Below are 23,044 nucleotides of genomic sequence, written 5' to 3' on the forward strand. Positions count from 1 at the left end.
GACGGACTCGTTCGGGGTAAGTCCCGTCAGGCCAGAGGAGCCTGCTTGATGAGCTGGATGTGGGACTCCTGCATCCCATCCGGGAGTGTGTCCGGCCGGAACCACTTCGCCTCCAGAATCTCGAAGCCGTCAATCTTGAGATCTCCACCCACGTGCAGCGCCTCGTACGCGATTTCCACTCGGAGTTTGTAGCCGCTGGCCACCTGAACAAGTCGCCCCGGCACCACGTCAAGGCCGGTTTCCTCCCGCACCTCACGCACGATGGTCAGCGGGAACTCCTCGCCCTTGACCGCATATCCGGTGGGCAGACCCCAGGGGCGATCCGCAGGCCACATACGGTGTTTGAGGAGCAGCACTTCCCCTGCCTCATTCCGCACCACCCCGGTGACGCCCACCATGAATTTCGCGTGTGCGATCCAGAGGACACGCCACTGCAGCGGACCACGAATGAGCTTCCACAGGCGGGCAACGATCCGTTTCATACACACCTTCATGGTCGGGCAAGCATCAGGAGACTCGCGGTAGCTGGTTCAACGGGAGACGTGGGGAGTGGGTCACGCCTTGGTCCGCCGACACGAAGTCACGAGTCACCGTCGACGGCAGCGGCAGCGGCAGCGGCAGCGGCAGGTGAAGGCAACGCGGTCAGGCCGGGGTGGAAGCAGCTGATGAAAGGCTCACGGCTCGCTCACACCGACTCCTCCGCGTCGCCTCGCCCACGACAACGCTAAGCGCCTTCGGGCCGCGTCCCCCAGCCGATTGCGCCGGATTGCGGGCGAGTTCAGGTGAGCGAGTCCCGCGCCTCCCGGATCAGGGCGCGCGCCTGTTCACCGTAGACGGCCATCCCGGCGAGCCTGGTGTAGGTGTCCGCGTATGCCCTGACCTCACTGGGCTGCGTCAACGTCAGGTAGCCCGACACCAGCTCCACATTGACTTGCGTGTTGTCATAGATCCAGAAGTTCTCGACCGGCAGTTGCGGCCGTTGCCGGGCAACCGGGACGACACCGATGCTGACGTTTGGCAAAGAACTCAAGGTGACCAGATGCCCTAGCTGTTCTTCCTGCGCTTCGGGATTGCTGAGCGTGTTTCTCAGCACTGGCTCTTCGATCAGGAAAGCGAACACCCGCTGCCCCTCACGTAGCACTCGGGTGCGCTCCATTCGGGCCGCCACCGCGCCGGCAACGTCATCCACCGTCATCCGCTGTCGTTGGATCGCCCGTAGCACATCCTCGGTGTACTGGTGGGTCTGGAGGAGTCCGGGGAGGGCCCACACGCTGTACGAGCGGAAACGTCGCGTGCGCTGGTACAGCGGCAGCCGCTCCTCTTGGGACCGTTTGAGTCCCGCCCGTTCCAACCGGCGCCAAGTCAGCCATGCCCCCTCCGCGACCCGAAGCGAGGCGATCAGATCAGCGGCCTGGTCCTCGGCACCACACGCGCGGCACCACGACCGGATGTCTTCCTCGCTCGGTTGCGTCTTCGCGGTCGAGATGCGAGACACCTTGGAGGGATGCCAACCACACAGGGCGGCGAGATCCTTACCGTCCAGTCCGGCGTCCCTGACCAACTCGCGCAGGCGGTTGGCCAGGACCCGCCTGGCCTCGCGGACGCTCGACGATGCTGACTGCACTAGATCGGCTTGTACTCCTCGTGCGGCGTCGCCCGCTCCCAGACCGCGCTGAACGCGACACCGCACCAACCGGCCAAAGCCGGGTCGGCAACGTACTCACGCTCCAGGAGTACACCGTCCCCGCTGAAGTGGTGGAAAAGCACCAACTCGCCGTCGAATACCCAGTAGTCCACCGCAGGCACCGCGAGGTCCTTGGCCTGGCGTCGCGGTAGCCAACGGACATCCTCACCGGCGGCGACATTGGTCGTCGCGTAGTCGTACTCCCATCGGACGTACTCGGTCAGCGGCTCCGAGACCACACGGGCGCGACGGACCGAGACCCCGCGTGAAACGGCTGCCTGTACTACGTCGTGCCATCCCTCCCACCAGTTCACGCGGTTGTCCGACGTGAACGTGCGACGCCCCGCGCGCCATGCGAGGAAGTCGGGGTCGGTACTCGCGTACTGATCCCGAACCTCCAGGTGGAACGCGGTTCGCCGCGCACGAGACAACGGCTCACGTGCCGGAGGCCTCATCGGCACCACCCCCATCCGCTCTGGGAATGTACTTGATCATTACCTTGGGCAACCGAACGATCGCTTCGTGGTCCGGGATGTCCGTGCCGTGACCGGGAATCGAACCAGCATCCTGGCACGCCTTCACCTCCTCTTCGGAAGCCCGGTAGGACTGGATCAGCAGGTCGCCACTGTCCTCGTCCAGCCAGATGGTAGGTGAGTCGTCCTTGCCGGTGTTCGGGATGATCCCCAGGAAGCGCAGGCGCACGATCTCTCCCCGTGTCGCTCCGATGGCAGCCGATGACCTGAGAGTCACCCGCCAGGACCACCCGGTCAAGAGTCCCTGAGTTGGATCAATCGTGATGGGTGGCCGATGGAGGCGGTGCGTCAACCCCCGGCGCCCAACCTCCCAGCCGGGGCGCCCCTCCGCGCTCCCCCGGCAGTTCACGGGCGCCGACCGGCCGCCCCGCCCGGTGGGCGGGTGCCGGCGGCCGGGGGGCAGGAGGCGCGGAGGAGGACCTGGCCCGGGACGCAGATGTCGCCGGTGTGGGGGGCCGTGGCGTCCAGCGCGAGATCGGCCGCCCGGCGGCCGATCTCGGCCAACGGGAAGTGCACGGTGGTGAGTTGCGGGGTGACGTCGGCGGCGGTCGCGATGTCGTTGAAGCCGGTGACGGCGATGTCCCGGCCGGGGTCGATCCCGCCGTCCCGCAGCGCGGTCATCGCGCCGACCGCCATGAAGTCGTTGCCCGCGCAGAGCACGTCCACGTCGGCGATCCGGCCGGACTCGACCAGGCGCCGGGTGGCGCGGTAGCCGCCCGCGCGGTCGAAGGTGTCGCTGGCCACCACGGTGATCTCGCCGCCCCGGGAGGCCAGCCCGCGCCGCAGGCCCTCCGTGCGCTCGGCGACCGTCGCGAGGCTGGCGGCGCCGGTGACGACCGCGGCCCGTCGGTAGCCCCGGTCGGCGACGGCGGCGCCCAGCTCGCGGGCGCCGGTTGCGTTGTCGGGGCGCACCGCGCCGACCCCGCCGACCGGCTGGCTGAGGAACAGCGCCCGGCCGCCGGCCTCCGTGAACTGCCGCAGCTCGGCGAGGAGTTCCCCGGTGTGCGGGTTCCCCTCGATGCGGCTGCCGCAGACCAGGATGGCGCGCGGCCGCTGGCCGCGTATGGTGCGCACCGAGGTCAGCTCCCGTGCGCTGTCCCGCGCGGTGATCGCGATGGTGACGATCACACCGTGGTCGTGGGCGGAGGCGGCGACGCCCTCGGCGATGGCCGAGAAGTACGGGTCGTCGATGGTGCTGACCAGCAGGGCCAGCACCGGCGCGGTGCCGCGCGCCATGGCCTGCGCGGAGAGGTCGGTGCGGTAGTTCAACTCCCGGGCCGCGCGCAGCACCCGCTCCCGGTGGTCCTGCCCGACCCTGCGAGCGCTGTCGTTGAGCACCCGGGAGGCCGTGGCCAGGGAGACCCCGGCGCGGGCGGCCACATCCGTGAGCGTCGGGTTGCCGCTGGAGGCGCGCGCCCTCGGCTTCCGCCTGTCCTGACCGGTCCGCTGCAAGGGCATTGACCCTCCACCTACGCCAACTTAACATCACCGAAACGGGAAAGCGCTATCCCACGTTCTGCCAGCCCCACCGGGAAAGCGCTGTCCGAGCATAGCGAGGCTTCCCCCATCGTCCCCGAAGTGCGACGTGAGGTCCGCGTGACTCAAGCAACCCGACAGCAGGCCACGGCCCCACCAACCGGCCAGAACCCCCGGGACTCCCAGGACTTCCAGGGCTCCGACCGGACCCGGTGGCGCGGACGTCGCCCCCGACGCGGCCTCGTGGTGGCGGCCCTCTACCCGGCCACCTTCCTCACCCTGCTGGTGGTGGCGTGGTTCCTGGTCACCGCCACCGGCCTGGTCGAGCCCTATGTCATCCCCTCCCCCGGCGACACCTGGCAGGCGTTCGTCGACTACCCCGACTACCTCTGGACGCACACCCTGGTGACCACCCGCGAAACGCTCGTCGGGTTCCTGATCGCCGCGCTGGTCGGAGTCCTGGTCGCCGTCCTGATGGTGTATTCGGCCACGTTGGAGAAAACGTTCTACCCGCTGATCCTCTTCGCCCAGGTCATCCCGAAGATCGCGATCGCGCCGCTGTTCGTGGTGTGGCTCGGCTTCGGTGACGGCCCGAAGATCCTGGTCGCGGTGCTGATGGCGTTCTTCCCCGTGGTGATCTCCGGCATCAGCGGCCTGCGTTCGGTCGATCCGGAACTCCTGGAGCTGACCTCCACCATGGGCGCGTCCCGGGTGCGGACCTTCCTCAAGGTGCGCCTTCCGGCGGCGCTGCCCGAGCTGCTGTCGGGCCTCAAGGTGGCCGCCACGCTGGCGGTGACCGGCGCGGTGGTCGGCGAGTTCGTCGGCGCCAACTCCGGTCTCGGCTACGTGATCCTCCAGGCCAACGGCAACATCGACACGGCCATGCTGTTCGCCGCGCTGATCATCATGTCCGCCCTCGGGGTGCTGCTCTTCGCGGTCATCCAGGTCGCGGAGATGTTCCTCATCCCCTGGCACGCCTCGCGCCGCAACCGCGGCTGAGGCACGGCCGGCGCGCCCGGCGGCGCGCACCCCATCCCGGCCCGCCCCCACCCGCGCAGCGCCACCCGCACCACCTCGGCCCATTCCGCGCACACCGAACGGCACGTCCGCGCACGCCCCCCAGCACATCCCGCATCGAAGCGAAGGATGACGCATGCCCAGTCGCACGTCCGCCCGACCGGCGCGCTCCACCCTCACCGCCCTCGTCGCCGGGGCCGGTGCCCTGGCCCTGGCCGCCTGCGGAGGCGGCGGCGGGGAGCCGGCGGCCGGCGAGGGTGACCAGGTCACCCTCCAACTCAACTGGTATCCCTACGGCGAGCACGCCCCCTTCTACTACGGCGTGGCGGAGGGCATCTTCGAGGAGCACGGCATCGCCCTCAGCATCGAGGCCGGGCAGGGCTCGGCGCGCACCGTGCAGGCCGTCGGCCAGCGGGACTTCGACTTCGGCTGGGCGGACACCCCGGCGGTGCTGGCCAACGTCGACGCGGGCGTGGACGTCCGGTCGGTGGGCGCCTTCCTCCAGTCCACGCCGTCGGCGGTGCAGGTGTTCAGCGAGACCGGCATCGAGGAGCCGGCGGACCTGCGGGGCCGGACGATCGCGGTCTCCGCCGGGGACGCGGTCTCGCTCACCTTCCCGCTGTACCTGAACGCGGTCGGGCTCGCCGAGGGCGACCTCGAACAGCAGAACCTGGACTCCGCGGGGAAGAACGCGGCGATGCTCAGCGGGCAAGTCGACGGCCTGATCGGCTTCGCCCACGACCAGGGGCCCACCATCGCCGACCGGAGCGGCAAGGAGATCACCTACCTGCGGTACACCGACGCCGGGCTGAACTTCTTCAGCAACGGCCTGATCGCGCACTCCGCCACCATCGCGGACGACCCGGACCTGGTGCAGCGGATGGTGGACGCCACCTCGGAGGCGTTCGCGGCGGCCCAGGAGTCGCCCGACGCGGCGGTCGCCGCCATGGACAGCGGGGACCCGCAGCTGCCGAGCGCGGAGGTGCTGCTCGCCCAGTGGGAGGCGACCATCCCGCTGCTCAGCACGGAGAACAGCGCCGGCCAGCCGCCGGGGCACACCACCGAGGCGGACTGGCGGGGCACCATCGAGGTGCTGGCCGAGGCGGGGCTGATCGAGGAGCCGCGGGAGACGGACGTCTACTTCGACGGGTCGTTCACGACGGGGGGTGCGTGACCGTGCTCGCCCGAGCCGCCCGCTCCGTCCGGGCCGCGCGGACCGCCAGGACGGCCGCGCGGGCCGAGGCGGCCGCGCAGGCCGCGGAGGCGCAGGCCGCGCGGCGCCCGAAGCCCGCGCGCGGCGCCGAGGTCGCGGAGGCCGCCGGCAGCGACGGCCGGCCGGCGGCGGCCGGCCCGATGGTCGAGCTGCGCGGCGTCGACGTCACCTTCGCGACCAGGGCCCGCCCGGTGCACGCGCTCAGCGGCATCGAACTCAGCATCGCGCCCGGCGAGTTCCTCAGCATCGCCGGGCCGTCCGGGTGCGGTAAGTCGACCCTGCTGCGGGTGGTCGCCGGGCTCACCGCGCCGAGCGCCGGCGCGGTGACGCTCCGCGGCACCCCGGTGCGCGGGCCGCGCCGGGACGTCGGCTTCGTCTTCCAGCGCGCCGCGCTGCTGGAGTGGCGGACCGCGCGCGGCAACATCCTCTTCCAGGCCGAGATGCGCGGCCTGCCGAAGGCGTGGGCCCGGCGGCGGGCCGACGAGCTGATCGAGATGACCGGCCTGACCGGCTTCGAGAACGCCATGCCCTACGAGCTCTCCGGCGGCATGCAGCAGCGGGTGTCGCTCTGCCGGGCGCTGCTGCACGAGCCGGACGTGCTGCTGATGGACGAGCCGTTCGGCGCGCTGGACGCGCTGACCAGGGAGCAGATGAACCGGGAGCTGCGGCGGGTCTGGGAGGCCACCGGCATGACGGTGGTGCTGGTCACCCACTCGGTGGCGGAGGCCGTGTACCTGGCGTCCCGGTCGGTGGTGATGGGGCCGCGCCCGGGGCGGGTGGTCGAGGAGTTCGCCATCGACCTGCCGGCCCGGCGGGACTACGCGCGCACCCTGGAGAGCGCCGAGTTCCAGCGGGTGACCGGCCGCATCCGGGAGCTGCTGGGCGCCAGCGGCGCCGCCGACTGACGGCCGGGCGGCCCGGCCCCGGCACAGGGAGGGATGCCGCGGGGCCGGGCCGCCGGGTGGGGGGCGGTGGCCGGGGTCAGCTGGCGCCGAAGCCCTCCATGATGCCGGTGTAGGCCGGCTTGGGCTGGTAGTTGTCGTCCCAGGGCAGCGCCGCGCCCTGGCCGGGGAAGGTGCCGGGCACCCAGGAGTCGGCGTCGCCGAAGCCCCAGACGGTGACGCCGGTGCAGCCGGTCACGGCCACGCAGGCGCCGATCACGTCCCGGTACTGCTGGGCCTGCCGGTCCAGCTTGGCCTGGTCGGCCGGCATGTCCATCCGGACGTCCAGCTCGGTGATGACGACCTCAAGGCCGAGGTCGGCGAACCGCTGGAGGTTGGCCTGGATGTCGGAGGCCGAGTACTGGTCCAGGATCAGGTGCGACTGGAAGCCGACGCAGTCGATCGGCACGCCCTCGCTGAGCAGCTGGGAGACCCGCTGGTACAGCGCGTCGCTCTTGGCGCCGGTGTGCTCGGTGCTGTAGTCGTTGATGCACAGCTTGGCGCTGGGGTCGGCCGCCTCCGCGTAGTGGAAGGCGTCGGCGATGTAGTCCTCGCCGAGGGTGTTCAGGAAGACGGACTGGCGCAGCGAGCCGTCGTCGTTGAACACCTCGTTGACCACGTCCCAGTAGGCGATCTCGCCGGCGTACCGGCCGGCCACGTTGTTGATGTGGTCCTGGATCACCTGGTCGAGCTGGTCGGCGTTGAAGCCGCCGTTGGCGACCCAGCTCGGGAGCTGGCTGTGCCAGACCAGGGTGTGGCCCCAGACCTGCTGGTCGTTGGCCGCGGCGAAGTCCATCAGCCGGTCGGCGGCGGCGAAGTTGTACTGCCCCTGCGACGGCTGGATGGCGTCCCACTTCATCACGTTCTCCGCGGTGACGCTGGAGAACTCGGAGGACGCGATGCCGGTGTAGGTGCCGTCGCTGAGCCGGCCGTCGGCGATGGCCGTGCCCATGAACCGGCCGGTGGCCTCGGCGGCCTCGCGGAGCGTGGCGGCCTCGGGCGCGACCTCGGGCGCGACCTCGACCGTGCTGTCCGTGGCTGTGGCGGTTCCCGTCTCCTGGGCCTGTGCGTTGACGAGCAGCCCGCCGGAGAGCAAGGCTCCGGCTGTGACGGCGATCGCGGCTCTGCGCACCAGGGGAGTCATAGGGTGTGCCCCTTTCGTTGTCATGCCCCCGCAGGCTGACGGCTCTGTTTCTAAGGGTCACTTGGGTGACCGTCAACCCTTCCGGAATAATGTCGAAAAACTTCCGGAGCACGAGAACCAACGAAGAGGTACCACCATGGCAGCGGAACGCAAGGTCACGATCACGGCCATAGCGCGGGAGGCCGGGGTGTCGGTGCCCACGGTATCGCGGGTGGTCAACGGCCGTTCCGACGTCGCGCCCGAGACCCGCGCCCGGGTGGAGGAGCTGCTGCGCCAGTACGGCTACCGGCGCCGGGCGCACGCGCCGGGCGACCGGGCGGCGCTGGTGGACCTGGTCTTCAACGACCTGGACAGCCCGTGGGCGGTGGAGATCATCCGGGGCGTCGAGGAGGTGGCGCACGCGGCCGGGGTCGGCACGGTGGTCTCCGCGATCCACGACCGGGCCGGCGCCGCCCGGCAGTGGATGACCAACCTGCGGGCCCGCGCCTCGGACGGCGTGATCATGGTGACCAGCGTGCTGGAGCCGCTGCTGCACAAGGAGTTGCACCGGCTCGGGGTGCCGATCGTGGTGGTGGACCCGGCGGGCGCCCCGCCGTTGGAGGCGCCGACGGTGGGCGCGACCAACTGGGCCGGCGGGCTGGCCGCCACCGAGCACCTGCTCTCGCTGGGGCACCGGCGGATCGGCTTCATCGCCGGGCCGCCCCGGCTGCTGTGCAGCCGGGCCAGGCTGGACGGCTACCGGGCCGCGCTGGAGGGCGCCGGGCTGCCGGTGGCCGAGGAGCTGATGGTGCCGGGCGACTTCTACCACGAGGCCGGGTTCACCGGCTGCGAGCGGCTGATGGAGCTGGCCGAGCCGCCGACCGCGCTGTTCGCGGCGAGCGACCAGATGGCGATGGGCGCGATGGAGGCGCTGCGCCGGCGCGGGCTGCGGGTGCCGCAGGAGGTCAGCATCGTCGGTTTCGACGACCTTCCGGAAATGCGGTGGTCGGCGCCGCCGTTGACCACGGTGCGGCAGCCGCTGGCCGAGATGGGCAAGGTCGCGGCGCGGACCGTGCTGCGCCAGGCCAGGGGCGAGGAGATCGACACGCCCCGGCTCGAACTGGCCACGGAGCTGGTGGTCAGGGCCTCGACGGCGCCGCCGCCGGCCCGCTGAGCGCGGCGGCCGGCCGGCAACGGCCGCCGGCCGCACGCCACTTCGCTCGCCCGGCCGGCGCGGTCTCCGTTTGACGACGATGGCCGGAAAGTCCGTCCGCACCGTTGACGAACCCGCATCACGGCCGTAACTTGCCATGCCATCCACCGATAATTATCGGCGATTTTCCGGAAGGTGTGCGATGCGAAGCCCCAACCTGAGACCACGACTTCGGGTCCTGGCGACCTCCGCCGCCTGCGTCGTGGCGGCCTCCACCCTGGCGGCCTGCGGCAGCGACGGGCCCGGCGGCCGTTCGGACAGCCTGGAGGTCTGGGTCTACCAGGACGGATCGACCGTGATCCAGGAGGAGCTGGTCGAGCGGTTCAACGAGACCTCCGACATCCAGGTCAACCTGACGCAGATACCGGGCGACAACTACCAGGACCGGATGCGGACCGCGATGGGCAGCCCCAACGCCCCCGACATCTTCTTCAACTGGGGCGGCGGCAGCATCGCCGACTTCGTCGAGGAGGACATGCTGATCGACCTCACCGACGAGCTGGCCGCCGACCCGGAGTTCGGGGACGCGTTCATCCCCTCGATCCTGGACAGCGGCGCGGTCGACGGGCGCCACTACGGCGTGCCGATGCGCGGCGTGCAGCCGGTCATCCTCTTCTACAACCAGGTGCTCTTCGACGAGGCCGGCGTCGAGCCGCCGGCCACCCTGGACGACCTGTTCGACCTGGTGGACACCTTCCAGCAGCGGGACATCACCCCGGCCGTGCTGGCCGGCGGCGACCCGTGGACCGAACTCATGTGGCTGGAGTACCTGCTGGACCGGCAGGGCGGCTCCGAGATCTTCGACGCCGCCCGCAACGGCGACGCCGAGGCCTGGTCCGACCCGGCCGTGCTGGCCGCCGCCGAACGCGCCGCCGAGCTGGTGGAAGCGGGCGCCTTCGGCAACAACTTCCGCTCGGTCAGCTACACCACCGACGGCGCCTCCACCTTCTTCGCCCAGGGCGAGGCCGCCATGCACCTGATGGGCAGCTGGGAGTACTCCAACCAGCTGACCAACCAGCCCGAGTTCGCCGAGAACGAGCTGGCCTGGGCGACCTTCCCGGTCATCGACGGCGGCGCCGGCGACCCGGCCGCGCTGGTCGGCAACCCGACCAACTACTGGTCGGTGAACGCCCAGGTCGAGGGCGACAAGCTGGACGCCGCCCTGGAGTTCCTGAAGCTGCACGCCGGCGAGGAGTACGCCAGCTCGCTGATCGCCAACGGCGACATCCCGGCCACCGCCGGCGTCGAGAGCCTGCTGGACGACGCGCCCGCCCCTGAGTACGCCCGCTTCCAGTACGAGATGGTGCGGGACGCCCCCAGCTTCACCCTCTCCTGGGACCAGGCGCTGCGCTCCAACCAGGCCACGCCGATGCTCGACAACATCGAGAAGCTGTTCAGCGGCCAACTCGACGCCGAGCAGTTCGTCGAAGCGATGCGGAACCTGTAGGGCCACGCACGTGAAGCGCGAGACGACCCACTCCCCGCGCGTCGGGCGCCCAGGCATCGCCTGGGCGCTCCCGGCCGTCATTTTCTTCTTCCTGTTCGCCGCCGCCCCCATGGTGGTCGTCGGCTACCTGTCCCTCACCGACTGGGACGGCCTGCGCGACCCGTCCTGGGTCGGCATGGACAACTGGTCCCGCCTCTGGAACGACGACGGGATGCGCAACGCCATCTGGCTCAGCCTGCTGCTGACCGCGCTGACCTGGATCACCCAGACGCCCATCGTGCTGCTGCTCGGCGTCTGGGCCGCCGGCCGGCAGAAGAACCGGGCGGTGCTGTCGGCGATCTTCTTCGTGCCGCTGCTGGCGTCCTCGGTGGCGCTCGCCCTGCTGTGGAAGACCATCTTCGACCCCAACCTGGGGCTGGCCGCCGACGTCGCCGACTGGTTCAACCTGGAGAGCTCCGACCTCCTCGGCTCCGAGACCGGCGCCTTCGCCGCCATCCTGTTCGTCACCGGCTGGCAGTTCGTGCCCTTCCACACCCTGATCTACCAGGGCGGCGCCCGGCAGATCCCGCAGTCCCTCTACGACGCGGCGTCCCTGGACGGCGCCGGCACCGTGCGGCAGTTCTTCCACATCACCCTGCCGCAGCTGCGGAACACCATCATCACCTCCACCGTGCTGATGGTGGTCGGCGCGCTGACCTACTTCGACACCGTGCTCATCCTCACCAGGGGCGGCCCCGGGGACGCCACCTCGATCGTGCCCTACCTGATGTACGAGACCGGCTTCCGGGCCTTCGACCTCGGCTACGCCAGCGCGGTGGCCGCCGCCCTGGTCATCGTCGCCACCGGCGTCTCGCTGCTGCTGGTGCGGCTGACCGGGTTCACCAAGATGCACAGCACCCGGGAGGGCATGTGAGCGCCGACACCGACCTCCGCCCGGCGCCGGAGAAGACCGCGCCGCCCTCCCCGCCGCGCGCCGCCCGCCGCCCGTTCCGGCTGCCCCGGGCCAACTACCCGGCCGGCGTCGGGGCGTTCGTCTGGCTGCTCATCGTGCTGGTGCCGCTGTACATCCTGGTGGTCTCCACCCTCCAGACCCGGCAGGAGTACCTGGAGAACGGCGCGCTGTCGCTGCCCTCCAGCATCTCCTTCGACAGCTACCGGCAGGTGCTGGAGGGGGACTTCCCGCGCTACCTGCTCAACACGCTGGTCGTCACGGCCGCCTGCGCCGCGCTGGTGCTGGTGCTCGCGGTCTCCGTCAGCTACAGCATCGTGCGCACCAGGTCGCGGCTCTCCCAGCGGGCGTTCCAGCTGTTCCTGCTCGGGCTGGCCATCCCGTCCCAGGCGGTGATCATCCCGATCTACCTGATCATCACCGAACTACAGCTCTACGACACGCTGTTGGCGGTCATCCTGCCCACCGCCGCGTTCTCCCTACCGGTGAGCGTGCTGATCCTGGTGGGCACCATGCGGGACATCTCGGAGGAGCTGTACGAGTCCATGGCGCTGGACGGCGCCAAGTCCGTGCGGATGCTCTTCCAGCTGGTCATCCCCATGTCCAGGTCGGGCATCTCCACCGCGGGGGTGTTCTCGGCGCTCAGCGCCTGGAACGGCTTCCTGTTCCCGCTGATCCTCACCCAGTCCCCGGAGAACCGGGTCCTCACCCTCGGCCTGTCCGACTACGTCGGCGAGTTCCGGGTGGACATCCCGGCGCTGCTGGCCGCCGTCGTGCTGTCCATCGTGCCGATCTTCACCGCCTACCTCTTCGCCCGGCGCCAGTTGATCAACGGACTGATGGGGGTGGGCGGCAAATGACGCGCCAGTCGGGGGCCGGACCCAAACCGCCCAGCGAGATACGGAGTTCACGTCCCATGAACCACCCCTGGCAGGACCCCGACCGCACCCCGCTGGCCCGCGCCGAGGCGCTGCTGGCCCAGCTGACGCTGGAGGAGAAGCTGGCCCAGCTGGGCAGCATCTGGCCGGGCTCCGACACCGGCGCCGAGGACACCGACGTCGCCCCGCTGCAACACCAGGTCAGCAACGGCCAGCCCGACCTGGCCGACCTGCTGCCGCACGGCCTGGGCCAGCTGACCCGGCCGTTCGGCACGCTGCCGGTCGACCCGACCGAGAAGGCCAAGCTGCTGGCCGAGGACCAGCGGCGGATCGTGGCCGCCGGCCGCTTCGGCATCCCCGCGCTCGCCCACGAGGAGTGCCTGACCGGCTTCACCGCCTGGCAGGCCACCATCTTCCCCACCCCGCTCGCCTGGGGCGCCACCTTCCACCCCGAACTGGTCGAGCACGCCGCCCGGTTGATCGGCGAGTCGATGCGCTCGGTCGGCATCCACCAGGGCCTGTCCCCGGTCCTCGACGTGGCCAGGGACCCCCGCTGGGGCCGCACCGAGGAGACCATCGGCGAGGACCCCTACCTGGTCGCCACCGTGGCGACCGGCTACGTGCGGGGCCTGGAGTCCGCCGGCGTGGTCGCCACCCTCAAGCACTTCGTCGGCTACTCCGCCTCGCACGCCGGTCGCAACCACGCGCCGGTCGCGATCGGCCCGCGCGAGCTGGCCGACCTGCTGCTGCCGCCGTTCGAACTGGCGCTGCGGGACGGCGGCGCCCGCTCCGTGATGGCCGCCTACAACGACCTGGACGGGGTGCCGGCCAGCGCCGACCCCGAGCTGCTGACCGGGCTGCTGCGCGAGGAGTGGGGCTTCACCGGCACCGTCGTCTCCGACTACTTCGGGATCTCCTTCCTGGAGGTCAACCACGGGGTGGCCGGCTCCCCCGGCGAGGCGGCGGCGCTCGCGCTGGCCGCCGGCGTGGACGTCGAGCTGCCCGCCCAGCGCGCCTACGGCCCGCCCCTGCTGGCCGCGGTGCGCGCCGGGGAGGTGGCCGAGGAACTGGTGGACCGCTCGGTGCTGCGGGTCCTCACCCAGAAGGCCGAACTCGGCCTGCTGGACGCCGACTACAGCCCCGAGCCGGCCGCCGTCTGTGACGGCGAGCGGGTCGACCTCGACCCGCCGGCCATGCGCGCCGTCGCCCGCCAGCTGGCCGAGGAGTCGGTGATCCTGCTGGCCAACCGGGACGGCGCGCTGCCGCTGGCGGACACCGCCCGGATCGCGGTGGCCGGGCCGCTGGCCGACGCGGTGGCGCCGCTGCTCGGCTGCTACACCTTCCCCCGCCATGTCGGCGTCCAGCACCCGGAGTTGCCGCTGGGCGTGGCCGTGCCCACGCTCTTCGAGGCGCTCGCCGCCGAGCTGCCCACGGCCCGGGTGACCCGGGCCACCAGCGCCGCCGAGACCGCCGGGGCCGACGTGGTGGTGGCCGTCGTCGGCGACCGCTCCGGGCTCTTCGGCCGCGGCACCTCCGGCGAGGGCTGCGACGCCGCCGACCTCGAACTGCCGGACGGTCAGGGCGCGTTGCTCGACGAGCTGGTGGCCGGCGAGGTGCCGGTGGTGCTGGTCGCGCTCACCGGCCGGCCCTACGCGCTGGGCCGCTGGGCGGACCGGCTGGCCGGCGTCGTGCAGGCGTTCTTCCCCGGCGAGGAGGGCGCCGGCGCCGTCGCCGGCGTCCTCTCCGGCCGGCTCAACCCGTCCGGCCGGCTGCCGATCGGCGTGCCCCGCGGCTCCGGCGGCCAGCCCGCCAACTACCTGGCGCCGCCGCTCGGCCAGGCCGGCGAGGCCAGCAACCTCGACCCCACCCCGCTCTACCCGTTCGGCCACGGCATCGGCTACACCGACTTCGCCTGGACCGACCCGGCCGTCTCGGCGGCCACCGTCGCCACCGACGGCGAGGTCACGGTCGCACTGACCGTCACCAACACCGGGGACCGGGACGGCACCGAGGTGGTGCAGCTCTACCTGCACGACCCGGTGGCCCGCATCGCCCGGCCGGTCAACCGGCTGGTCGGCTACGCCAGGGTGCCGCTGGCCGCCGGCGCCTCGGCCCGGGTCAGCTTCGCCTTCCACGCCGACCTCGCCGGCTACACCCCGACCCCGGGCCGCCGGATCGTCGACCCGGGCGCGCTGGAACTGCGGCTCGGCGCCTCCGTCGCGGACCTGCGGCACACCCTGCCGCTGACCGTCACCGGCCCGGAACGCCGCCTCGGCCACGACCGGCGGATGACCTGCCCCGCCACCATCACCCCGGCGACCGGGGCCTGACCGGCCCCCGCTTGCCGGGCCGCCCCGGGGCGCGCGTCCGCGCCCCGGGGCGGCCGCCGGCGACGCGGCTCGCACGCCACCGGGGGGCGGCCTACCCTGGGGCCATGCGTTGGACGGCACGGGACATCCCCGACCTCAAGGGCCGCACCTCGGTGGTCACCGGTGCCAACAGCGGGCTCGGCTACGTCACCGCGCGCGAGCTGGCCCGGCGCGGCGCCCGGGTGGTGCTCGCCTGCCGCAGCCAGCGGCGCGGCGACGCGGCGTTCAACCGCCTGCTCGACGAGGTGCCCGAGGCCCGCGCCGAGCTGCGGCTGCTCGACCTGGCCGACCTGGCCTCGGTCCGCGCCTTCGCCGCCGCCTGGGGCGACACCCCGCTCCACCTGCTGGTCAACAACGCCGGCCTGATGGCCGTCCCCCGGGCGACCACGGCCGACGGCTTCGAGTCCCAGTTCGGCGTCAACCACCTGGGGCACTTCGCCCTCACCGGACTGCTGCTCCCCGCCCTGCGCGCCGCGCGCGGCGCCCGGGTGGTGACCGTCTCCAGCTTCCTCCACCTGCTCGGCAACATCGACATCCACGACCTCAACGCCCGGCGCGACTACCGGCGTTGGCTCGCCTACGGCCGGTCCAAGACCGCCAACCTGCTCTTCACCCACGAGCTGGCCCGCCGCGCCGCCGCCCTCGACCTGCTGGCCGCCGCCGTGCACCCCGGCTACGCGGACACCCAACTCCAGCTCCAGGCCGCCCGGCTGGAGCGCAGCGCGGTGAAGGAACGGATCGCCAGGGCGGGCAACCGGCTGCTCGCCGCCCCACCGGAGGCCGGCGCCATGCCCACCCTCTACGCGGCCACCGCGCCCGGCGTCACCGCCGACTCGTTCACCGGGCCCGGCACCCTGCGCGGCCGCGCGGGCCACGCCCTCCGCGCGCCCTGGACCGTCAACGACGCGATCGCCAGGCGCCTCTGGCTGGCCTCCGAGGAGCTGACCGGCGTCCACTACGCCGGCCTGCCGGCCTGACCGGCCGCCCGGCGACGGTCACTCCGGCCGGGCGCCGCCCGCGCCCGGCGCGCCCCGGCCGGCCGGCAGCAGGGCGCGGCCCGCCGGCGTCACCGTGTGCAGCACCCCGTTGCCCCGCCGCAGCGACAACACCAGGCCCGACTCCCGCAGCACCTTGGTGTGCTGACTGGCCGAGCCGGGCGAGATGCCCAACCTGCTGGCCAACTCCCCCGTCGTGGCACCACCGTTCGCCACCCAGGCCAGCACCCGGGCCCTGGTCGGCCCCAACAGCCGCCCCAGCGCCGCCGGTTCAGCCGGCGGCAGCTCCTCGTGCGCCACCGGGTAGACCAGCACCGGCGGCAGGCCGTCGTCCGCCGGCATCACCGGCGTCCGCCAGCAGAAGAACGACGGCACCAGCAACAGCCCACGCCCGCCCAGCCGCACCTCCCGATCCACCGGATACGCCGCCTCCAACACCGGCGGGTTCCACCGCAACACCGGCCGCAACCCGGCCAGCAGCGCCTCCGCCCCGCCCCGCGCCAACTGCCGGGCCCGCGCCGCCAACTCGGCGTCCACCAGCGCGGACACCGCCGGCCACACCGACGGCACCCCCACCGCCAGCCGGTGGTAGCGGTCCAGGTCGTCGGTGAGCCGACGCAGCGCCGCCGGCTCACCGGCCGCCAGCCCGCGCAGCCACCCCGGGCCCCGCGAACCGGCCGGCAGCCGGGCCAGCTCGACCCGCAGCCGGGCCGCCGGCGTGGCCCGCACCGCCTCCAGCGCCGGCCGCCAACCCCGCTCGGACTCGGCCGGGTTGAGGAAGTCGGGGAAGTAGCCCTGCCGGGGGATCAGCGCCCGCAGGCTCTCCGGCACCGCCTCCACCGAGCTGACCGACCGCCGCCAGGCGGCGTAGACCCCCGGCCCCTTGGTGTCCCGCAGCCGGCGCACACTGAGCACCGTCTCCCACAGCGGGTCCGCCGCCGTCGCCAGCCGGACCCGACCCAGATCCCTCGCCGTGAACCGCACCCGCAGCCGCATGGTCAAGCCTCCCGTCGCGCCATGCCGGCGAACGGCGGCCAGCCGGGAACCCGTCGGCCCCGGCCGCCGACCCGCCCCCGAGGCACGGCGGCTCGTGACTACCCGACGGTTTTAGCCTACGCCGAAACCGGTTGGCCCCGGCGGGCCGCTGACGCCACCCTGGGCCGAGCGGTCCGCCAGGACCGCGGGGGAAACGGCGCCTGACCAGCGCCGGGGGCCAGCCGTTGGCGTGGCGGGCGGAAGACCCCTTCCCTGCCCGCGCGCCGACGGCCCGCCTCACCGTCAGGACGCCCCACGCCCGACGGCGTCCGGAACCAGCCACGCCGCCCCCGGCTCAGCCAACCGCGCGGCAACGCGCCGACCCACCGTTTCCGGCCACGCCCCAGCCCCGCCCATCACGCCCCGCGACGGACCGTCAACCCAGTGCGCGGGCCCGGTCGGCGGCCGCCGGCCAAGCCGGACAACACGCGGACTCGCCGTGCGATACTGGCCTGTTCGGTGTCATACTCTGCGCCGAACGCACGCACGAACAGACACACGGCCGGCCGGGCGGACGCTCGGTCAGGCGCGACGGGGGCGAGTCAATGGGTGTTGTCATAGTGGTCTGCCTGATACTGGGGGCGGCCATCGCGCTGGCGATCGCCGTCGTACTGCGCGGCCGCCGAGCCCAACAGGCCCGGTCCGCGCCGCGCCCCCCGCGGGACCCGTTCGCCGCCGAGGGCGAGACCGGCGGCGACCCGCGGACGCTGCGCGCCGGCGACCTCGTCGAGTACCTCGGCGAACGCCTCTTCGTACGCGGCTCGCTGCGGCTGACCGAGGGCGGCTTCAGCTGGTCCGAGCACTTCGTCGACCCGATGGACGAGACGGCCGGCCCCGGCGCCGGCCACCGGTGGATCTCCGTCGAGGAGGACCCCGACCTGACCGTCATGTTCTGGACCGAGTACCAGGGCGAGACCGAACTCCTCCCCAACCAGAAGACGTTGACGGTGGACGGCGTCACCTACCACCGCACCGAGCACGGCACCGCCGGCTACCGCTCCGAGGGCACCACCGGCCTCGGCGACACCGGCCGCGTCGAGTACGCCGACTTCGAGGGCCCCGGCGGCCGGGGCCTGGCCTTCGAGCGGTTCCCCGGCGCCGACGGCCGAGGCCGCTGGGAGGTCTCCCTCGGCGAACGCGTACCGCGCGGCACGCTGGTGATCTACCCGGGGAGCGACGCGTGACCAGTCACACCCCAAGCCGCCGCCAACGGCGCGCCGCGGTCCCCGCGTTGACCCTGGCCATCGGCCTGCTGCTGGCCGCCTGCGGCGGCGACAGCTCGCCCGACGCGCCCCGCCGCTGGATCGCCGACACCTACCAGCGCGGCACCGGCAGCGACATCTACCTGGACTCGGCCAACGGGCCCAGCCGGGTCGCCGACGCCATCGACGACGAGACCTCGGCCGAGGACCGGATCACCAGCAACGGCGAGGTCTTCCTCCGCTACGACGACGCGATCGTCGCCGTCACCCCGCAACTGCCGGGCGGCAGCCGGATCGAGATCGAGGACTACCGCCGGGGCGTCCAACGCTGGCACTCCTCCGTCGGCCACCGCTGGTCCGCCTCCCAGGGCGACAGCTTCCGCGGCGGCGGGCCCGGCTCCGGCAAGTAACACCGGCGACGGCCCAGCCCACCCCACCCGTGCCGGGGCACCGCCCCGACCGCCGCACCACCCGCACCACCCGCACCACCCCGACCGCACCCTCCTCGGGCGCGTTCTCATCGAGCGACAAGCGCGGCTCCCGGTCGACCGACCACCGCGCCCCACCAGAAAGGTAGATCGTGGGGGACATATTCCAGTCCGCCGGCGAGGCCCTCCTCTACGGCCTGATCGGCTTCCTCGTGATGGGTCTCGGCTTCGTGGCCCTCGACCTGGTCACCCCGCGGCGCCTCGCCGACGTCGTGTGGCGGGAACGCAACCGCGGCGCCGCCGTCGTGCTCGGCGGGCAGATGCTGGGCGTCGGCCTGGTCGTCACCAAGGCCATCGGCGCCAGCGAGTCCGAGGACGGCCTCGGCTACGGCCTGCTCAGCACCGGCGTCTACGGCGTCGTCGGCGTGCTCCTGATGACCGCCGTCTTCGCCCTCGTCGGACTGCTCGCCCCCGGCCCGATGGGCGCCGCGATCTTCGAGGACCGCGACGAGCGCCCGCACCCCGCGGCCTGGGTCCAGGCCGTGACCTACGTCGGCACCGGACTGATGGTCGGCGCGGCCCTCTCGTGATCCCGCGCCCACGGCTGGCGCGGTTCCTCCTGCTGCTGACGGTCTTCCTCTGCGCCGCCTGCGGCCTGGTCTACGAGTTGGCCCTGGTCGCCCTCGGCGGCTACCTGATCGGCAACTCCGTCTTCCAGACCTCACTGGTGCTCTCCGTGATGGTCTTCGCCATGGGCGTGGGCTCGCTGCTGGCCAAGCCGCTGCGAGCCCGCGCCGTCGGCGCCTTCGCCCTGGTCGAGGGGCTGTTGGCGCTGGTCGGCGGGTTCTCCGTGCTGCTGCTCTACGTGCTCTTCGCCTGGGTCGGCATCTACACCGAGGCGATGGTCGTCGTCGCCTTCGTCGTCGGCGTGCTGATCGGCGCCGAGATCCCGCTGCTGATGACCATGCTGCAGCGGATCAGACGCCAGGAGGCGGGCGGCGCCGTCGCCGACATGTTCGCCGTCGACTACCTCGGCGCCCTGATCGGCGGACTCTGCTTCCCGCTGCTGCTGCTCCCCACCTTCGGGCAATTGCGCGGCGCGCTGGTGGTCGGCGCGGTCAACGCCGTCGTCGGCATGGCCGTGGTGCTGTGGATCTTCCGCCGCCAGACCCGGCGGATGGTGCGCGGCGCGCTGCTCGCCACCATGGCCGTGATCCTCACCCTGCTCACCGGCGCGTACGTGTTCGCCGACGACATCGAGATCACCGCCCGGCAGCGGCTCTACCGCGACCCGATCATGCTCGCCGAACGCACCCCGTACCAGGAGATCGTGGTCACCCGCTCGCTGGCCTTCACCGGCGACCGCGACCTGCGGCTCTTCCTCAACGGCGACCTCCAGTTCTCCTCCGTCGACGAGTACCGCTACCACGAGTCGCTCACCCACCCGGCACTCGCCGGCCCCCACCAGCGGGTCCTCGTGCTGGGCGGCGGCGACGGGCTGGCACTGCGCGAGATCCTCCGCTACCCGGACGTCGAGGAGGTCACCCTCGTCGAACTCGACCCGGCCATGACCGACCTCGGCACCGGCTACCAGCCGCTGCGCGACCTCAACGACGACGCCTTCCACGACGAGCGGGTGACCGTCGTCCACGACGACGCGTTCAACTGGCTCCGCGACGCGCCCGGCCCCTACGACGCGGTGCTGATCGACTTCCCCGACCCGGACGACACGTCCACCGCCAAGCTGTACTCGGTGGAGTTCTACAGCATGCTGGCCCAGGTCCTGGCCCCGGACGGCCGCGCGGTCATCCAGTCCGGCTCCCCGTTCTTCGCGCCCCGCAGCTACTGGTCCATCGCGTCCAGCGTCACCGAGGCCGGCCTGGCCACCGTCCCCTACCAGGTCGATGTCCCCAGCTTCGGCAACTGGGGCTTCGTCCTCGCCACCCTCCCCGACACCGCCACCCCACCCACCCTCCGCCTCCCCGACAACGCGCCGCCGCTGCGCTTCCTCTCCCCCGAGGTCCTCCAGGCCGCCCAGGTCTTCCCCCCGGACCGCCAACGCCCCACCGACATCCGCCCCAACACCCTGATGAACCCGGTCGTCATCGACTACGCGCGGGACGAGTGGCAGTACAACTGAGCGGGCGCCGGGGCCCGAAGGCCCCGACGCCGGTGGTCAGCCCTTGACGCAGACGACCTGGCGGAGCTCGGCGACGACCTCGACGAGGTCGGCCTGGCGCTCGATGACCTGCTCGATCGGCTTGTACGCGCCGGGGATCTCGTCCACCACGCCGGAGTCCTTGCGGCACTCCACGCCCCGGGTCTGCTCCTCCAGGTCCCGCGTGGTGAACCGCCGCTTGGCCGCCGTGCGGCTCATCCGGCGCCCCGCCCCGTGCGAGGCGGACTGGAAGGACGCGTCGTTCCCCAGCCCGCGCACGATGTAGGAACGGGTGCCCATGGAGCCCGGCACGATCCCGTACTCCCCCGCGCCGGCGCGAATCGCGCCCTTGCGGGTGACCAGCAGGTCCATGCCCTCGTAGCGCTCCTCCGCCACGTAGTTGTGGTGACAGTTTCCGGTCAGGATGTTGTCGGCCAGCGTGAACGCGTGGGTGTTGTCGACGACAGCGCAGAAGACCTCCTCGACGACAGCGGTCCGGCGAACCTCGCGAACGGTCCAGCCACGCCGCTCGACGGCCTCCCGATTCGCCGACCACCGGGTGCGATGCGCCTCGTGGACGAAGAAGTCCGCGGTCAGATCCGCCCGTGAGATGCCCATGACGTGCATGGCCGTGACCGTCCGTCCGAAGCCGCGCCGCGTCTTGGTGCGGATCGGCAGCGTCCAGATACCCAACGCGTCGCAGACGGCCTTCACGAACTCGAGGTCCCCGCGACGCGCGGACCAGATCGCGGGCCGGCCCGTCTTGCCGACCTCACCGTCCGCGGCGAAGTAACCTGCCAACCAGCCGTAGAGCTCGTCCCGCGCGTTGTCGAGGGAGGGATACTCCGTCTTCCACTCGCGGGGCAATCCGCCGAGCCGCCGGTAGCGCTTCACCTCCCCGCTGGCCAGCAACTCCGGCGTCACCTCGGCGTTCGGAACGTGCTCCTTCTCGCCGCGTGCCGGGTCGTACCGGTAGTAGTAGGTGCGGAGCGCCCCGCCCTCGGTGTCGAAGAACGGCAGCATGGCCTCGTCCTTGTCGCCGTAGAACATCGCGCGGGCAAGCCCGCCTCGCGCCAGCGCGGTGCCGTCACCGAACACGAATCCCCGCGCGATGCCCGACGGTGCCGGGCTGAGCCCCGCCTCACGGCGCGGGAACGCGTAGTCGAGCCGATCACCGACCCGCAGTTCCCGAGTGATCGCCTCGGTCCGGTTGTGCGCGACCTTGGCGCGGAGGAGCCAGCGGTGCTCAGCCGTGGCACGGATCGTCTTCCGCTCGCCGTAACGACCGACCACGACCTCGTACAACCGCTGCTCACCGAACGACTCGACCGGCGCCTTCACCCACTCGCCGCCGGTGGTGAGCAGTTCGTGCCGAGCTCCGGCGAGATCCCGAATCGGCCGCACCCCGTCCTTCGTGAGCACTTCCGTCTCCCCCGCGAAGCACGAAATGACCTCGTCGAAACGGGGCTTGGCCTTGCGGAACTCCTTCCGGACCACGTCCCGCAGCAGCGCCATCATCACGGCCCGGTTGTGGCGGGCGTACTCCTGCGCCCAGAACAGGTCGTTGCGGTAGGCGGCCATCTGCGGGGTGTCCGAGACGAAGACCGCGAGGTCCCGGTCGACCAGGTCCTGGTTGTACGGCAGGCCGCGGGCCACCCCGATGTGGTGGTCCGCCAGCTCCTTGCCGATGTTGCGGGAGCCGGAGTGCAGCATCAGCCAGACGACGCCGTCGGTGTCGACGCAGACCTCGACGAAGTGGTTGCCCGAGCCGAGCGAGCCCATCTGCCGCGCCGCCCGCTCCCGCCGGAAGGACACGGCGTCGGCCACCCCGTCGAACCGCCCCCAGAACGCGTCCCAGCCGGTGGTGCGGACGTCGAACAGCCGGGTGGGGTCGACCGGTTCGTCGTGCATGCCGCGACCGACCGGGATGGCCTCCTCGATCTTCGACCGCAGCCGGGACAGGTCGGCCGGCAGGTCCTCCTGGGTGAGCGAGGTGCGGACCGCGGACATCCCGCAGCCGATGTCGACGCCGACCGCCGCCGGGCAGACCGCGCCCTCCATGGCGATCACCGAGCCGACGGTCGCGCCCTTGCCGTAGTGCACGTCGGGCATGACGGCCAGGCCGCGCACCCAGGGCAGCGTGGTGACGTTGCGCAGCTGGCGCATGGCGCCCTCTTCGACCTGCGCCGGGTCCGCCCACATCCGGATCGGTACCAGCGCACCGGGCAGTTCGGTGTAACCCATGGTGTTCCCCCTGACTGACTGAACCCGCGTGGCGCCTCGGGAGGCCACACGCCCCCGCCCACAACCGGCCCTCGAAGGCCGGCGGCGCCCTGACCGACACCACTCCGTCGGTGACTCATTGTGACCCCAAGGGGACAGT

Annotated in this window: 21 protein-coding genes and 1 pseudogene; 13 read left to right on the forward strand and 9 right to left on the reverse strand. The window is 72.1% G+C overall.

The window, feature by feature from the left end; translation table 11 throughout:
• Nucleotides 1-26 precede the first annotated feature (26 nt).
• The 5 genes from RM844_RS30915 to RM844_RS30935 all read right to left on the reverse strand — a co-directional run bounded on the left by RM844_RS30915 (nt 27) and on the right by RM844_RS30935 (nt 3,675).
• The gene (locus RM844_RS30915) at nt 27-482 is read right to left on the reverse strand and encodes an NUDIX domain-containing protein (protein WP_311670756.1); all 456 of its coding nucleotides are present in this window, start codon (nt 480-482) and stop codon (nt 27-29) included.
• A 296-nt stretch (nt 483-778) separates the two neighbouring features.
• Complete coding sequence (locus RM844_RS30920; protein ID WP_311670757.1) at nt 779-1,624, reverse strand: helix-turn-helix domain-containing protein; 846 nt, start codon at nt 1,622-1,624, stop codon at nt 779-781.
• Nucleotides 1,624-2,154: a DUF6879 family protein gene (locus RM844_RS33660; protein WP_394814635.1), complete on the reverse strand. Its 531-nt coding sequence runs from the start codon at nt 2,152-2,154 to the stop codon at nt 1,624-1,626. Before RM844_RS33660 ends, RM844_RS30920 begins: the two co-directional genes overlap by 1 nt.
• On the reverse strand, nt 2,120-2,386 hold the full coding sequence (locus tag RM844_RS30930) for a hypothetical protein (protein ID WP_311670759.1): 267 nt from the start codon (nt 2,384-2,386) through the stop codon (nt 2,120-2,122). The genes RM844_RS33660 and RM844_RS30930 overlap by 35 nt, the downstream gene beginning before the upstream one ends.
• Before the next feature lie 176 nt (nt 2,387-2,562).
• Nucleotides 2,563-3,675, reverse strand: a complete 1,113-nt coding sequence (locus tag RM844_RS30935; protein ID WP_311670760.1) for a LacI family DNA-binding transcriptional regulator — start codon at nt 3,673-3,675, stop codon at nt 2,563-2,565.
• 138 nt (nt 3,676-3,813) lie between these two features.
• Between RM844_RS30935 and RM844_RS30940 the strand changes: the two genes are divergently transcribed.
• The 3 genes from RM844_RS30940 (at nt 3,814) to RM844_RS30950 (ending at nt 6,828) form a co-directional block, all read left to right on the forward strand.
• Nucleotides 3,814-4,692 carry an ABC transporter permease gene (locus RM844_RS30940; RefSeq protein WP_311670761.1) on the forward strand — a complete coding sequence of 293 codons (879 nt, stop codon included), beginning with the start codon at nt 3,814-3,816 and terminating at the stop codon, nt 4,690-4,692.
• A 154-nt stretch (nt 4,693-4,846) separates the two neighbouring features.
• Nucleotides 4,847-5,884, forward strand: a complete 1,038-nt coding sequence (locus RM844_RS30945; RefSeq protein ID WP_311670762.1) for an ABC transporter substrate-binding protein — start codon at nt 4,847-4,849, stop codon at nt 5,882-5,884.
• Between the two features lie 179 nt (nt 5,885-6,063).
• Nucleotides 6,064-6,828 (forward strand): ABC transporter ATP-binding protein, encoded by a 765-nt coding sequence (locus RM844_RS30950; protein WP_311670782.1) that lies wholly within the window; start codon nt 6,064-6,066, stop codon nt 6,826-6,828.
• A gap of 76 nt (nt 6,829-6,904) precedes the next feature.
• On the opposite strand, the gene RM844_RS30955 is transcribed toward RM844_RS30950, so the two are convergent.
• Complete coding sequence (locus RM844_RS30955) at nt 6,905-7,996, reverse strand: endo-1,4-beta-xylanase (RefSeq protein ID WP_311670763.1); 1,092 nt, start codon at nt 7,994-7,996, stop codon at nt 6,905-6,907.
• A gap of 148 nt (nt 7,997-8,144) precedes the next feature.
• Between RM844_RS30955 and RM844_RS30960 the strand changes: the two genes are divergently transcribed.
• The 6 genes from RM844_RS30960 (at nt 8,145) to RM844_RS30985 (ending at nt 15,820) form a co-directional block, all read left to right on the forward strand.
• Nucleotides 8,145-9,161 (forward strand): LacI family DNA-binding transcriptional regulator, encoded by a 1,017-nt coding sequence (locus RM844_RS30960; protein ID WP_311670764.1) that lies wholly within the window; start codon nt 8,145-8,147, stop codon nt 9,159-9,161.
• Nucleotides 9,162-9,342: 181 nt separating this feature from the next.
• Nucleotides 9,343-10,647 carry an ABC transporter substrate-binding protein gene (locus RM844_RS30965; RefSeq protein WP_311670765.1) on the forward strand — a complete coding sequence of 435 codons (1,305 nt, stop codon included), beginning with the start codon at nt 9,343-9,345 and terminating at the stop codon, nt 10,645-10,647.
• A 10-nt stretch (nt 10,648-10,657) separates the two neighbouring features.
• Nucleotides 10,658-11,560, forward strand: a complete 903-nt coding sequence (locus tag RM844_RS30970; RefSeq protein WP_311670766.1) for a carbohydrate ABC transporter permease — start codon at nt 10,658-10,660, stop codon at nt 11,558-11,560.
• A complete protein-coding gene (locus tag RM844_RS30975; protein WP_394814636.1) occupies nt 11,557-12,456 on the forward strand; it encodes a carbohydrate ABC transporter permease in 900 nt (299 codons plus the stop codon). Before RM844_RS30970 ends, RM844_RS30975 begins: the two co-directional genes overlap by 4 nt.
• A gap of 56 nt (nt 12,457-12,512) precedes the next feature.
• Nucleotides 12,513-14,804 (forward strand): beta-xylosidase/alpha-l-arabinosidase, encoded by a 2,292-nt coding sequence (locus RM844_RS30980; protein ID WP_311670767.1) that lies wholly within the window; start codon nt 12,513-12,515, stop codon nt 14,802-14,804.
• A gap of 104 nt (nt 14,805-14,908) precedes the next feature.
• Nucleotides 14,909-15,820, forward strand: coding sequence for an oxidoreductase (locus RM844_RS30985; protein ID WP_311670768.1), 912 nt, complete (start codon nt 14,909-14,911; stop codon nt 15,818-15,820).
• An 18-nt stretch (nt 15,821-15,838) separates the two neighbouring features.
• Here the strand turns inward: RM844_RS30985 and RM844_RS30990 are convergent, their stop codons facing one another.
• Nucleotides 15,839-16,834, reverse strand: coding sequence for an ArsR/SmtB family transcription factor (locus RM844_RS30990; RefSeq protein WP_311670769.1), 996 nt, complete (start codon nt 16,832-16,834; stop codon nt 15,839-15,841).
• A 584-nt stretch (nt 16,835-17,418) separates the two neighbouring features.
• Between RM844_RS30990 and RM844_RS30995 the strand changes: the two genes are divergently transcribed.
• From RM844_RS30995 to RM844_RS31010, 4 genes are all read left to right on the forward strand, one after another.
• Nucleotides 17,419-18,057: a DUF4178 domain-containing protein gene (locus RM844_RS30995; RefSeq protein WP_311670770.1), complete on the forward strand. Its 639-nt coding sequence runs from the start codon at nt 17,419-17,421 to the stop codon at nt 18,055-18,057.
• The gene (locus tag RM844_RS31000; RefSeq protein WP_311670771.1) at nt 18,054-18,485 is read left to right on the forward strand and encodes a DUF4247 domain-containing protein; all 432 of its coding nucleotides are present in this window, start codon (nt 18,054-18,056) and stop codon (nt 18,483-18,485) included. Before RM844_RS30995 ends, RM844_RS31000 begins: the two co-directional genes overlap by 4 nt.
• 170 nt (nt 18,486-18,655) lie before the next feature.
• Nucleotides 18,656-19,093, forward strand: coding sequence for a DUF350 domain-containing protein (locus tag RM844_RS31005; RefSeq protein WP_311670772.1), 438 nt, complete (start codon nt 18,656-18,658; stop codon nt 19,091-19,093).
• Nucleotides 19,090-20,643 (forward strand): polyamine aminopropyltransferase, encoded by a 1,554-nt coding sequence (locus RM844_RS31010; RefSeq protein ID WP_311670773.1) that lies wholly within the window; start codon nt 19,090-19,092, stop codon nt 20,641-20,643. The genes RM844_RS31005 and RM844_RS31010 overlap by 4 nt, the downstream gene beginning before the upstream one ends.
• Before the next feature lie 36 nt (nt 20,644-20,679).
• Here RM844_RS31010 and RM844_RS33665 read toward each other — a convergent pair whose 3' ends face one another.
• Nucleotides 20,680-21,711: an RtcB family protein gene (locus RM844_RS33665; RefSeq protein WP_394814637.1), complete on the reverse strand. Its 1,032-nt coding sequence runs from the start codon at nt 21,709-21,711 to the stop codon at nt 20,680-20,682.
• A gap of 390 nt (nt 21,712-22,101) precedes the next feature.
• A pseudogene (locus RM844_RS31020) lies at nt 22,102-22,905 on the reverse strand (RtcB family protein); the annotation flags it as partial.
• Nucleotides 22,906-23,044 lie beyond the last annotated feature (139 nt).

The sequence above is a fragment of the Streptomyces chisholmiae genome, from assembly GCF_031845445.1.
GTDB classification, from domain to species: domain Bacteria; phylum Actinomycetota; class Actinomycetes; order Streptomycetales; family Streptomycetaceae; genus Streptomyces; species Streptomyces chisholmiae.

Excerpts from the sequence above, each read along its gene's own strand:
- RM844_RS30995 (WP_311670770.1), top strand. The coding sequence starts at position 17,419 with ATGGGTGTTGTCATAGTGGTCTGCCTGATACTGGGGGCGGCCATCGCG.
- RM844_RS33665 (WP_394814637.1), bottom strand. The coding sequence starts at position 21,711 with ATGTTCTACGGCGACAAGGACGAGGCCATGCTGCCGTTCTTCGACACC.
- RM844_RS30950 (WP_311670782.1), top strand. The coding sequence starts at position 6,064 with ATGGTCGAGCTGCGCGGCGTCGACGTCACCTTCGCGACCAGGGCCCGC.
- RM844_RS30915 (WP_311670756.1), bottom strand. The coding sequence starts at position 482 with ATGAAACGGATCGTTGCCCGCCTGTGGAAGCTCATTCGTGGTCCGCTG.
- RM844_RS30965 (WP_311670765.1), top strand. The coding sequence starts at position 9,343 with ATGCGAAGCCCCAACCTGAGACCACGACTTCGGGTCCTGGCGACCTCC.
- RM844_RS30985 (WP_311670768.1), top strand. The coding sequence starts at position 14,909 with ATGCGTTGGACGGCACGGGACATCCCCGACCTCAAGGGCCGCACCTCG.
- RM844_RS30960 (WP_311670764.1), top strand. The coding sequence starts at position 8,145 with ATGGCAGCGGAACGCAAGGTCACGATCACGGCCATAGCGCGGGAGGCC.
- RM844_RS30945 (WP_311670762.1), top strand. The coding sequence starts at position 4,847 with ATGCCCAGTCGCACGTCCGCCCGACCGGCGCGCTCCACCCTCACCGCC.
- RM844_RS30990 (WP_311670769.1), bottom strand. The coding sequence starts at position 16,834 with ATGCGGCTGCGGGTGCGGTTCACGGCGAGGGATCTGGGTCGGGTCCGG.
- RM844_RS30935 (WP_311670760.1), bottom strand. The coding sequence starts at position 3,675 with ATGCCCTTGCAGCGGACCGGTCAGGACAGGCGGAAGCCGAGGGCGCGC.
- RM844_RS30980 (WP_311670767.1), top strand. The coding sequence starts at position 12,513 with ATGAACCACCCCTGGCAGGACCCCGACCGCACCCCGCTGGCCCGCGCC.
- RM844_RS33660 (WP_394814635.1), bottom strand. The coding sequence starts at position 2,154 with ATGGGGGTGGTGCCGATGAGGCCTCCGGCACGTGAGCCGTTGTCTCGT.